Annotated in this window: 13 protein-coding genes and 2 pseudogenes; 8 read left to right on the top strand and 7 right to left on the bottom strand. The window is 68.9% G+C overall.

Going from position 1 to position 10,997, the window contains the following annotated elements; translation table 11 throughout:
* Nucleotides 1–115, bottom strand: a pseudogene (locus AC1DZ6_RS09680) (sodium:proton antiporter); the annotation flags it as partial.
* Between the two features lie 98 nt (nt 116–213).
* Here AC1DZ6_RS09680 and hflK point away from each other — a divergent pair.
* The gene (hflK, locus tag AC1DZ6_RS09675; RefSeq protein ID WP_477096973.1) at nt 214–1,290 is read left to right on the top strand and encodes an FtsH protease activity modulator HflK; all 1,077 of its coding nucleotides are present in this window, start codon (nt 214–216) and stop codon (nt 1,288–1,290) included.
* Nucleotides 1,291–1,318: 28 nt separating this feature from the next.
* On the top strand, nt 1,319–2,161 hold the full coding sequence (gene hflC, locus AC1DZ6_RS09670; protein ID WP_477096972.1) for a protease modulator HflC: 843 nt from the start codon (nt 1,319–1,321) through the stop codon (nt 2,159–2,161).
* 64 nt (nt 2,162–2,225) lie between these two features.
* On the opposite strand, the pseudogene AC1DZ6_RS09665 reads toward hflC, so the two are convergent.
* From AC1DZ6_RS09665 to AC1DZ6_RS09655, 3 genes and pseudogenes are all read right to left on the bottom strand, one after another.
* Nucleotides 2,226–2,319 (bottom strand): annotated as a pseudogene (locus tag AC1DZ6_RS09665) (hypothetical protein); the annotation flags it as partial.
* 24 nt (nt 2,320–2,343) lie between these two features.
* Nucleotides 2,344–2,856, bottom strand: a complete 513-nt coding sequence (locus AC1DZ6_RS09660) for a group I truncated hemoglobin (RefSeq protein ID WP_477096971.1) — start codon at nt 2,854–2,856, stop codon at nt 2,344–2,346.
* Between the two features lie 11 nt (nt 2,857–2,867).
* Complete coding sequence (locus AC1DZ6_RS09655) at nt 2,868–3,749, bottom strand: DUF3034 family protein (RefSeq protein WP_477096970.1); 882 nt, start codon at nt 3,747–3,749, stop codon at nt 2,868–2,870.
* 148 nt (nt 3,750–3,897) lie between these two features.
* On the opposite strand from AC1DZ6_RS09655, the gene AC1DZ6_RS09650 reads away from it, so the two are divergent.
* Complete coding sequence (locus AC1DZ6_RS09650) at nt 3,898–4,509, top strand: cupredoxin domain-containing protein (RefSeq protein ID WP_477096969.1); 612 nt, start codon at nt 3,898–3,900, stop codon at nt 4,507–4,509.
* A 5-nt stretch (nt 4,510–4,514) separates the two neighbouring features.
* Nucleotides 4,515–6,881 carry a putative bifunctional diguanylate cyclase/phosphodiesterase gene (locus AC1DZ6_RS09645; RefSeq protein WP_477096968.1) on the top strand — a complete coding sequence of 789 codons (2,367 nt, stop codon included), beginning with the start codon at nt 4,515–4,517 and terminating at the stop codon, nt 6,879–6,881.
* 128 nt (nt 6,882–7,009) lie between these two features.
* Here the strand turns inward: AC1DZ6_RS09645 and AC1DZ6_RS09640 are convergent, their stop codons facing one another.
* From AC1DZ6_RS09640 to AC1DZ6_RS09630, 3 genes are read right to left on the bottom strand one after another with little or no spacing between them, the layout of a single operon-like run.
* The gene (locus AC1DZ6_RS09640) at nt 7,010–7,675 is read right to left on the bottom strand and encodes an HAD family hydrolase (protein WP_477096975.1); all 666 of its coding nucleotides are present in this window, start codon (nt 7,673–7,675) and stop codon (nt 7,010–7,012) included.
* A 14-nt stretch (nt 7,676–7,689) separates the two neighbouring features.
* Nucleotides 7,690–8,559 (bottom strand): phosphoserine phosphatase SerB, encoded by an 870-nt coding sequence (serB, locus tag AC1DZ6_RS09635; RefSeq protein WP_477096967.1) that lies wholly within the window; start codon nt 8,557–8,559, stop codon nt 7,690–7,692.
* Between the two features lie 49 nt (nt 8,560–8,608).
* Complete coding sequence (locus tag AC1DZ6_RS09630) at nt 8,609–9,043, bottom strand: hypothetical protein (RefSeq protein ID WP_477096966.1); 435 nt, start codon at nt 9,041–9,043, stop codon at nt 8,609–8,611.
* Nucleotides 9,044–9,106: 63 nt separating this feature from the next.
* Between AC1DZ6_RS09630 and miaA the strand changes: the two genes are divergently transcribed.
* The 4 genes from miaA to AC1DZ6_RS09610 form a co-directional block, all read left to right on the top strand.
* On the top strand, nt 9,107–10,021 hold the full coding sequence (gene miaA / locus AC1DZ6_RS09625) for a tRNA (adenosine(37)-N6)-dimethylallyltransferase MiaA (RefSeq protein WP_477096965.1): 915 nt from the start codon (nt 9,107–9,109) through the stop codon (nt 10,019–10,021).
* 101 nt (nt 10,022–10,122) lie between these two features.
* The gene (locus AC1DZ6_RS09620; protein WP_477096964.1) at nt 10,123–10,605 is read left to right on the top strand and encodes a CinA family protein; all 483 of its coding nucleotides are present in this window, start codon (nt 10,123–10,125) and stop codon (nt 10,603–10,605) included.
* Between the two features lie 118 nt (nt 10,606–10,723).
* Nucleotides 10,724–10,771, top strand: coding sequence for a hypothetical protein (locus AC1DZ6_RS09615; protein WP_369744215.1), 48 nt, complete (start codon nt 10,724–10,726; stop codon nt 10,769–10,771).
* A 108-nt stretch (nt 10,772–10,879) separates the two neighbouring features.
* Nucleotides 10,880–10,997, top strand: a 118-nt coding sequence (locus AC1DZ6_RS09610) for a hypothetical protein (protein WP_477096974.1), incomplete at its 3' end; no start/stop codon positions are given.

Genomic DNA, 10,997 nt, shown 5'->3' with positions numbered 1-10,997 from the left:
CGACCAGACCCTGGACCAGACCGGCCGCGACCAGCCCCTCGCCCGAGACCGGATCGACGATCAGATCCAGCGCCGCGCGGGCGTCGTCGAGGGTGGCGGGCGAAGCTGCGGTCACGGGTTTGTCTTGCCTTGTTCTGCGGGGGCTCTCATATCCGCGTGCGGGGGTAGTTTTACAACCCCGCCATTCGCTGTGACGGGAAGACCAAGCCGCCCATGCCCTGGAACGACAACGCCGGCCCCGGACCTTGGGGATCTCCGCCGCCCAACGACGGCAAGAAGGACGCAGATCGATCCCAGGGCGATGGGGCCCGTCAGGGCGGTCCGCGAGGATCCGGCGACCCGCCGCCGCCCGTCGACGTCAACGCCCTGCTCGAGCGCCTGTCCGACCGCCTGCGCCAGACCTTCGGCGGCCCCGGCCGGTCGCGCGCGATCGCCGCCTCGGCCGCGGTCGTCGCGTTCCTGTGGGCGGCCTCGGGATCGTATGTGGTCCAGCCCGACGAGCAGGCCGTGGTCACCACCTTCGGCGCCTATTCGCGCACCACCTCGCCGGGCCTGCGCTATCACCTGCCGTTCCCGATCGAGACGGCCGAGAAGGTGTCGGTCACCTCGCTGCAGCGGATCGACATCGGCGGTCAGCCCGGCGCGCCGGTGCCCGACGAAAGCCTGATGCTGACCGGCGACGAGAACATCGTCGATCTCAGCTTCTCGGTGCAGTACCGCATCGCCGACCCGGCCAAGTACCTGTTCAACCTGCGCGACCCCGACGCCGCCATCAAGGCGGTGGCCGAGAGCGCCATGCGCGAAGTGATCGGCAAGACCGCGCTGCAGCCGATCCTCACGACTGGGCGCGGCCAGGTCCAGGACCAGGCCGGGACCCTGGCCCAGGCCATCCTCGACCGCTACCAGGCCGGCGTGTTCATCGACGGCGTGCAGATCCGCACCGCCAACCCGCCGCCGCCGGTCATCGCCGCCTTCCAGGACGTCACCGCGGCCGGCCAGAACGCCGAGTCCAACGCCAACGTCGCCCTGGGCGAGGCCGCCAAGGTGGTGCAGGCCGCGCGCGGCTACAGCGCCCAGGTCGTGCGTGAAGCCTCGGGCGAGGCCTCGCGCTTCAACCAGCTCTACGAACAGTACAAGCTGGCCCCCGCCGTCACTCGCGAACGCCTCTACATCGAGACCATGGAGTGCTGGCCAATTCCAACAAGGTGGTGGTCGACAGCAAGGGCGCCAGCGCCCCGATCATCCTGCCGCCCGACGTCTTCCGCCCCCGCGCCTCGACGGCCCGGGTGACCTCGTCCACGCCCGCGGGAGCCAACTGATGACCGACCGTCGCCTGTTCGCCGGGGCCGCCGTGGCCCTGGGCGCCCTGATCCTGCTGTCGCAGACCGTCTACCAGATCGACCAGCGCCAGCAGGCGTTGATCGTCCGCTTCGGCGATCCTGTCCGCGAGGTCGAGAAGCCCGGCCTGCACCTGAAGACGCCCTTCATCGACACCGTGGTGCGGTTCGACAATCGCAGCATCGCACTGAGCGTCGACCAGGAGGAGATCATGGCCTCCAACGCCCAGCGCCTGGTGGTCGACGCCTTCGTGCGCTACCGCGTCACCGACCCGCGCCAGTTCTACCGCACCCTGCGCGACGAGCGCACGGCGGGCGACCGCCTGACCCGGCTGGTCAACTCGTCCCTGCGCCAGGAGTTGGGCCGGGCCTCGTCCGAGGAGATCGTCTCGGGCGGTCGCGCCGCCCTGACCAAGCGCACCCGCGACGCCATGATCCGCCGCGCCGCCACGTCGAACCTGGGCGTGCAGATCATCGACGTGCGCATCAAGCGCGCCGACCTGCCCGAGGCCAACCAGCAGGCGGTGTTCGAACGCATGCGCACGGCCCGCCAGCGCGAGGCCGCCGAACTGCGGGCCAAGGGCGAGCAACAGCGCCTGGAGATCATCGCCACCGGCACCGAGGAGGCCGAGAAGATCCGCGGCGAGGCCGACGCCCAACGCGCCCAGCTGTTCGCCTCCAGCTTCGGCCGCGACCCCAGCTTCGCCTCGTTCTACCGCTCGATGGCGGCCTACGAGACCGCGATGGGCAAGGGCGACACCACCCTGGTGCTGTCGCCCGACAGCGCGTTCTTCCGGTACTTCGAGAAGGGCCCGGCGGGATAGAAACCTCGATCTGACAGAAAGGGCCGGCGGATCGCTCCGCCGGCCCTTTTTCGTTGTGCTGTCGCCGCCTAGCGTCCTTCGAGGCCCGCTGCGCGGGCGCCTCGGGATGAGGAATTCAGAGCCAATCCACGCTCCTCATCCTGAGGTGCGAGCCGCAGGCGAGCCTCGAAGGACGCAGAGCGTTAGCGCCGCTCGATCGCCTGGCGGCTCATCGGGGCCAGCTTGGCCAGCAGCTTGTTCTGGGCGCCGAACGGCACGCCTTCCTTGTCCATCGCCCGCTGCAGGTTCTCGACCAGGGCGTTGAAGTCGCGCGGCGTGATCCCCTGGTCCTTGTGGGTGGCGCTCATGTCCTTGCCGGTATAGTCGCAGCCGCCTTCGGATGCGGGGCCCGCCAGGATGTAGCAGAACTGCTCGGAGAGGGTCCGCTTCAGCCGGACCAGGTCGGCGGTGGCGAAGATGTCCTTGATGCGCGGATCGGCGACGTTGCGGTCGACCAGGTCGCTGGTGATGCGGGCCAGCCCTTCCTTGCCGTGAAAGGCCTTGAGGACGTCGCCGTCCTTCATCGGCGTCGCGCCGGCGTTGGCGTTCGACTGGACATAGGGATCGACCGGCTGCTCGCCGGGCGGGACGGTCTGGGCGAAGGCGGCGCTGGAGAGGCTCAGGCAAAGGGCCGTGGCGGCCAGGAGAAGGCGCATGGTCATGATCCCTAGAAGCCGGCCTGCAGCGAGACGTAGAGGCCCCGCTGGTTCTTGAAGGTGGCGATGTCGCCCAGGTCCGCATAGGCCGCCGTCACCGACATGGTCTTGCTGAACGCATAGGCCACGAAGACGTCGGCCCAGTCGTCTTCCTTGGCGAAGCCGAGGTTGTCCGGCTTGGTCCGGTACTCGGCCCCGACCAGCAGGCGCTTGGAGACGAGCCAGCCGGCCGAGCCCTCGAACTGGGCCTTGTAACTGTCGTTCTTGTCGCCGCCGAAGCCCAGCAGGCCCGTCTGGTTGGCCTTGGTCAGGCGCACCGTGCCGTTCAGGACCAGGCTCTTGTCCAGCAGCAGCTTGGTCGCCGCCGCGTAGTAGTCGACGCCGGTGTCGCTCTGGCCGCCGACGGCGTGGATGATGGCGTTCTGGTTGTTCTGCTTGATCTGGGCGCCGATCGCGACCTGCGGCAACCAGGTGTCCTGGTCGTAGACCGCATCGCCGATCAGGCGGACCTTCACGCCGGCGATGTCCTGCTTGAAGGTGAAGCCCTTGCCCAGGCCCAGCTTGGCGCCGGTCGCGCCGGTGTCGAATTCCTGGCGAGCCAGCGACAGCTCGACCCGGTCGAACAGTCCGATCGTCGCCCCGACCGAGCGCAGCTCGTAGTCGGGCACGTTGACATAGGTGGCGTGGACCGAGCCGCCCACGCCGCGCGAGGTCTCGTTGCCGCCGATCAGAGCCCAGGTCGACAGGCCGCCGCCGGCCCCGCCTTCGAGCGCGCTGACGCCGCCGGTCAACAGCAGCTTGCCGCCGGGTTCCGCCTCGGCCGCATGACCCGCGTCAACACTCAGGGCGCAAGCCGCCAGGGCCGCCGCCGTCACCAGAAGTCTCGATCGCATCACGCCCCCAAGCGGTTTCGCCCAGGACCATGCAGGGCAAGACTTTACGGAACCTTGAGCACGACATTTTGTCGCAGGTCTTTGGCCGGCGAACGCCGCCCGACGCCTGTTAACTGGGATTTCACCGCGCCACGGTTAAGCAAGCAGCATGAAGATCGCACCGATACTCTTCGTGGCTGCAATGCTGGCGGGATCCGCCCAGGCCGCCGACCTGACGGTCTCGGTGCGCGGCGCAGACGGCAAGCCCGTTCCGGACGCGGTCGTCACGGTCTATCCCAACGGCCAGCCGACCAAGGGCCCCATCAAATTCGACTGGCCCTATCGCGTCGCCCAGCAAAACATCCAGTTCAGCCCGTTCGTGCTGATCGTGCCGGCGGGGGCCGAAGTGTCGTTCCCCAACTTCGACAAGGTGCGCCACCACGTCTACTCGTTCTCGGCCGGCAACAAGTTCGAGCTGAAGCTCTACGGCCGTGAGGAAAACCGCGTCGTGAAGCTGCCCGCCGTGGGCGTGGCGGCGATCGGCTGCAACATCCACGACCAGATGGTCGGCTTCATCAAGGTGGTCGACACCGCCTATGCGGCCAAAACCGACGCCAATGGCGCCGCGGTGGTCCGCGGCCTGCCCGACGGCCCGATCGTCGCCAAGGTCTGGCACCCCTATCTGCGCGCGCCGAAGAACGAGAAGACCCTGGCCGTCACCGCCGTTCACGGCGCGGCCCGCGAGACCGCGACGATCGAATTGCGGCCAGGCGGACACTGAACCCGATGTTCAAGCGCCTCCAGACCAAGCTGACCGTCCTGTATGCGGGACTGTTCGCCCTGGCCCTGAGCCTGGTCGCGGTGAGCGTCTATCTGACCATCGCCAACAACGCCCAGCAGCAGGTCCGCAGGGAACTGGCCGCGACCGGCACGGTGTTCGACAGCGTCTGGACCCTGCGCACCCAGCGCCTGCATGACGGCGCGGACCTTCTGTCGCGCGACTTCGGCTTCCGCGCCGCCGTGGCGACCCGCGATGCGCCGACCGTCGAGTCGGCGGTGACCAACCTGCGCCAACGGATGGGTCTGGAGCTGGCCTTCATGGTCGGCGTGGACGGCGACGTGGTCGGCGTCGATCCAACCAAGGTCGATATCGACAAGCTGTGGAGCGCCCTCGATCACGAGGGCGGAGCCCAGGGCGTGTTCGTCGTCGACGGCGCGCCCTACCAACTGATCTCCGCCCCGGTGATGTCGCCCGCCCTCACCGGCTGGATCGTGTTCGGCGCCCGGCTCGACGACCGCGAGATGACCGCCCTGGAGCAACTGTCCGCCATCCGCCTAGACGCCCAGGTGTTCGACCGTCGCGGCGAAACCTGGGAGACCACCGACAAGACCGCTGACGCCAAGGCCCTGGGCGCCGTCGTCGCCACGGCCATGGCCATGGGCAAGGGTGACACCGCGCCCGCTCGCCTGCGCACGGCCACGGACGACAATCTGGTGCTGGTCAAGCGGCTGAAGGCGCTGGACGGCCAGACCCCGGCCGCCCTGGTGCTTCGCTATCCGATGGCCCTGGCCATGGCGCCCTACCGGCCGCTGATGGCCGCGGTGATCATCGCCGGTCTGATCGGCGCGGCCTTGGTGGCCGCCGCCAGTTGGGCCCTGTCGCGCGACATCGCCAGGCCGCTGGCCGCCCTGGACGAGGCCGCTCGCCGCTTGCGGCGCGGCGAGGCCGCCCACGTCGATGTCCGCTCCAGCGACGAGATCGGCCGCCTGTCCGACAGCTTCAACCTGATGGCCGCCGAGATCCGCGAGCGCGAGGTCCGGATCACCGAACTGGCCCTGCACGACGCCGAGACCGGCCTGCCCAACCACCTGGCCGTCGAGCGCGAGATCGAGGCGCGCATGGCCCGGTTGGCGCCCGGCGAACAGGTCGTGGTGGGGTGCCTGGGGCTGGACCGCTACACCGTCCTGCGCAGCGCGATCGGCTACGCCCTGTTCACCCAGTTGATCGCCGAGATCGGCGCGCGGATCCAGGTGCTCGACCCGGAGGCCGTGGTCGGCCGCGTGACGACATCTACCCTCTGCGTGATCTCCCGCCTGACAGCGCTGACCGACGACGTCCTGCCGCTGATCGAGAAGGCGCTCGTCGACCTCGCCGCGCCCGTCCGCCTGGGCGGCGAAGTGGTCGATGTCCACATCTCCAACGGCATGGCCGCGGCCGAGGCCGGGACCATCGACGCTCCGCGACTGATCGAACAGGCGATGATCGCGCTCGACCAGGCCCGCGCCTGCGGCCGCAAGGTGGCGTTCTTCGACGCCGAGGCCTATGGCGACCCGGCCGGCAACCTGTCCTTGATGAGCGAAATGCTGGAGGGCGTCGAGAGCGGCGCCCTGTTCCTGCATCACCAGCCCAAGCTGGACCTGCGCAGCGGCGCGATCGCGGGCTTGGAGGCCCTCGTGCGGTGGGACCACCCGACCCGCGGCCTTCTGCGGCCGGACCTGTTCGTCGGCATGGCCGAGGAGACCGGTTATATCCGCGCCCTGACCGATTGCGTGATCGACCGGGCCATCGCCGATCAGCGCGTCCTGCGCGACGCCGGCCACGACCTGACGATTTCGATCAACATCTCCGGTCGGCTGGTCGACGACGCAGAATTCGCCGACCGCGCCATCGAGAAGATCGCCGCCGCCGGCGCCCGCTTCTGTTTCGAGATCACCGAGACCGCCGTGATCGGCAATCCGGACGTCGCCCTGGGCGTTCTGGCCAAGCTGACCGCCGCCGGCATCCCCGTGTCGATCGACGACTACGGCTCGGGCCTGTCGTCGTTGGCCTATCTGAAGCAGATCAACGCCGACGAACTGAAGATCGACAAGGCCTTCGTGCTGTCCCTGGAGAACGACGCCAAGGACGCCCTGCTGGTCAAGTCCACCATCGATCTGGCCCACAGCCTGGGCCTGAAGGTCACGGCCGAAGGCGTCGAGAGCCGCGAGGCCCTGGCGATGCTGCAAATGATGGGCTGCGACCTGGCCCAGGGCTTCCACATCGCCAAGCCGATGGCGCTGGCCAGGGTGGTGGCGTTCCTGGGGGATTGGCAAATCTCGAACCCTCTCCCAGTGGGAGAGGGAGGGGCCCGCCGCGTCGCGGTGGGAGGGTGAGGGGTTACACTCTCACCGACTTCACTCGAACGCCCTGCCGGCGCGCCGGTTAATTCAGAACCCCCTCACCCTCCCATTGCTGCGCAATGGGCCCCTCCCTCTCCCCATGGGAGAGGGTGAGCGAGCGCCTAAGCCGCCGCCTTCAGCAGCCCCAGCACCACGTGCAGGCTGTCGGCGACGTGGACGCACTTGTCGTGCATCTCCTCGTTCGGATCGAGGATGTCGGGCACCATGATGGTCATCATCCCCGCCGCGTGGGCCGCGCGGACGCCGGGGTGGGAGTCCTCCAGGGCCAGGCACAGGGTCGGATCGACGTTCAACCGGCGCGCCGCCTCCAGGTAGGGATCGGGGTGCGGCTTGTGACGCACGACGTCGGCGTTGGCGACCACCGCGTGGAAGCGCTTCAGCAGGTCGAAGCGGCCCAGATAGCGGTCCACCGCCTGACGGCTGTTGGAGGTGGCGATGGCGCGGGGCAGGCCCAGGACGTCCAGGTAGTCGAGGATCTCCATCACCCCGGTCTTCAGCCGAACCTCGGCCTCCAGGATGATCTCGACGTCGCTCCAGACGCGTGAGAAATAGTCCTCGACCGGGAAGGCCGGATCGTACAGTTCGCGCAGCATCACCGCGCATTCCGGATTGGTCTTGCCCACCATCGAACGATAGGTCGCGGCGGTGAAATCGATGCCGAACGCCTGGCCCGCCTCGATCATGGCAGCCTGGTAGACCGTCTCGGTGTCCAGCAGCAGGCCGTCCATGTCGAAGACCACGGCCCGAATCTCTTGCGGAAAGGGGATGCCGCGCGGGAAGGTCACGAAACGAACTCCGCGGCGGTGTAGCCCTGGAAGTAGAGCAAGGCGGTCAGGTCCGCGTGGTCGACCTTGGCGTGCGCCTGGGCCGCGACGATCGGCTTGGCGCGGTATGCGACGCCCAGGCCTGCGGCCTCGATCATCGCCAGGTCGTTGGCCCCATCGCCCACCGCCAGGGCGTCGGCCGGGGTCAGGCCCAGGGCCGAGGTCTCTTCCTGCAGAGCGGCCAGCTTGGCCTCCTTGCCCAGGATCGGATCGCCGACCGTTCCAGTCAGCTTGCCGCCCTCTTCGATCAGGGTGTTGGCGCGGTTCAGGTGGAAGCCGGCGGCCTCGGCGACGCGCGCGGTGAAGAAGGTGAAGCCGCCCGAGACCAGGGCGCAACGGGCCCCGTTCTCGGCCATGGTCCGCACCAGGGTGCGCGCCCCGGGGTTGAGCTTCACGCGGTCGTCGTAGCAGGCCTGCAAGGCGTCGACCGACAGGCCCTTGAGCATGCCGACCCGCTCGCGCAGAGCGCCCTCGAAGGCCAGTTCGCCGCGCATGGCGCGCTCTGTGATCTCGGAGACCTGCGCCTTGACCCCGGCGAAGTCGGCCAGCTCGTCCAGGCACTCGACGTTGATGATCGTGGAGTCCATGTCGGCGATCAGCAGGCGCTTCCTGCGATTTTCGACGGGCTGGACGGCGAAGTCGACGGGCAGGTCGCCGACCGCGGCCTTCACGGCCATGTGGGTCTCGACCGGCGGACCATCGACGAACAGGTCCAGCGCGCCCTCGCCCAGCGATGTTTCGGACGAGACGGCCCAGGTGGCGCGCACGGCGGCGGCGGCCTCCGCCAGGGCGGCACGGTCGGGCGAGACGAGGGTGATCGCGAGCATGAGGGGCGGCTATTGGAGGAAGCCGCCCGCGTCAACCCGCCAGGGGCGTCTATTCGTTCATCAGCGACAGGCAGTTGGTGAACAGCGCCATGCCCCGCTCTTCGTTGGCGTCGTCGCCCGCCTTGGTCACCGGCGTGTCGATCATCATGCTGGCGATGCTGGCCACGCCGCGCCGATAGACCTCGGTCGGCTTCTCGCCCCTGGCCACGCCGTCGGCGATGGCGGCGTTGATGATCCCCTCCCCGCTGGCGCCCATCATCTTCAGCAACGGCCCGACGGCCTTGCCGCCCTCGCCCTCGGACAGCTTGGCCAGCATGCCGGGATTGCGGCGCAGGACCTCGTCGGCGCCCACGAACAGCACCGCGCAGCCGAACTGCTGGTCGGCCTTGGCCTGGACGGTGATCGGCGACGGCGCGGCCGGCTTGGCGATGACGGCGGGCGTCGTGGACGACGCCAAGGCGGCGGCGAAGATCAAGTGAAGCATGGTATGGATCGCGTCCCCCGGATATGCAGACAGCCAACGCCGGGACCAGAGGTCGACGCAGGATTGTCCGCTAACAGCATCACTCTTATCGGAGGCCCAACGGCCAGCGGCAAGTCGGCTTTCGCCCTGAAAATGGCGCGCGAGAGCGGGGGCGAGATCGTCAACGCCGACTCCATGCAGATCTATGCCGGCCTGCCGGTGCTGACGGCCGCCCCCTCGGCGGACGAGCTGGCGCAGGCGCCGCACCACCTGTTCGCCGTGGCCGACGCGGCCGACGGCTGGTCGGTCGGGCGCTGGCTGACGGCGGCGACGCAAGCCCTGGCCGAAATCGCCGCGCGGGGCCGCCCCGCGATCGTGGTCGGCGGCACCGGCCTCTATTTCCGAGCCCTGACCCACGGCCTGGCCGACATCCCGCCGGTGTCGGAAACCCAGCGCGAGGTCTCGGCCCTGCTCTACGCCGCCCAGGGCGAGCCGGAGTTCCGCGACGTGTTGGCCGAGCTGGACCCCGAAGCCGAGAAGCGCATCGAGATCGGCGACCGCCAGCGCCTGGTCCGCGCCCATGCCGTGGCCATCGCCACCGGCAAGGCGCTGACCGCCTGGCAGACCGAAACCAAGCCCGCCCTCGCCGAGGGGACCTGGCGCGGCCTGGTGCTCGAGCCGCCCCGCGCCGAGCTCTATGACCGCTGCGACGCGCGCCTGGGCCGGATGGTCAAACGCGGAGCGCTGGACGAGGTGGCGGCCATGGAGGCCCGGGGCCTGACGCCGCCCCTCCCCGCCCTCAAGGCCGTCGGCTACCGCGAACTGGCCGCTCACCTGCGAGGCGAGACCACGCTCGACGAGGCGCTGGAGGCGGCCCGGCAGGAAACGCGGCGCTATGCCAAGCGGCAGCTGACCTGGTTCAGGAACCAGACGCCGGACTGGGAGCGGGCGAACACCCTTGCCCCCTCCGGGTCACTGCGTGACCCTCCTTCCCCATAGGGGGAAGAGGGCGCGTTTTCAGGCTCCGCCCCCTATGGGAGCGGACAGGCGGCGAAGCCGCCAAGGTCGGGGCAAGTTCCCCAGTACACAGGACGATATCCATGACCGAACTCGCCCGCCTCGCCGCCGCCGTCGCCGCTCGCCTGACCGAACGGGGCGAGACCGTCGCCATCGCCGAATCCTCAACCGGCGGCCTGATCTCCTCGGCCCTGCTCGCCGTGCCGGGCGCGTCGAAGTTCTATGTCGGCGGCGCCGTGGTCTACACCGCCCGCGCCCGCCTGACCCTGCTGGACATCCCCCAGAAGGCCATGGACGGCCTGCGCTCGGCCAGCGAGCCCTACGCCGTGCTGTTGGCCCGGGTGGCGGGCAAGAACCTGAAGGCGACGTGGGGCTTGTCGGAAACCGGCGCGGCGGGACCCGACGGCAACCGCTACGGCGACGCCGCGGGCCACAGCTGCACGGCCGTGGTGGGGCCGGACACCGAGGTCAGTCTTACCATCGAGACGGGCCTTGACGACCGCGAGACCAACATGCACCGGTTCGCCGAGCACGCCCTTGCCCTGTTGCTGAAGAGCCTGGGCTGAATTTCGCCTGACGGAACACCGTTGCGCCAGCGCAACGGGTTGTTTCTTGCGTCAAACCGCGCCTTGACGCCCTCGAATGAGCATGGCATTCCCCGATCATCCATTTGGAGCAACACTCGTGCGCAACACCATGATCGTACTTATGGAGCGGCCGTTCACGGCGTGACGTTGAAGTCACGCTGATAGATCGGTCGCGCGTACAAAGGTCCTTCGGGACCTTTTTTCTTTTCTGCTTCACCACAGTCCAGCTTCCCAGCCCCTCGGGATCACCGCCATGACCGCCCATCAGACCATCGAGAGCCAAGCTCCCGCCACCACCGCGGACCGCGCCATGACCGGCGCCGAGATCGTGGTCCGCGGCCTCGTGGATCAAGGCGTCGAGGTCCTGTTCG

The organism is Caulobacter sp. P1_B12_2 (assembly GCF_056406675.1).
The sequence above is the reverse complement of the archived record's forward strand: the minus strand, read 5'-3'. Positions and strand labels throughout refer to the sequence as shown.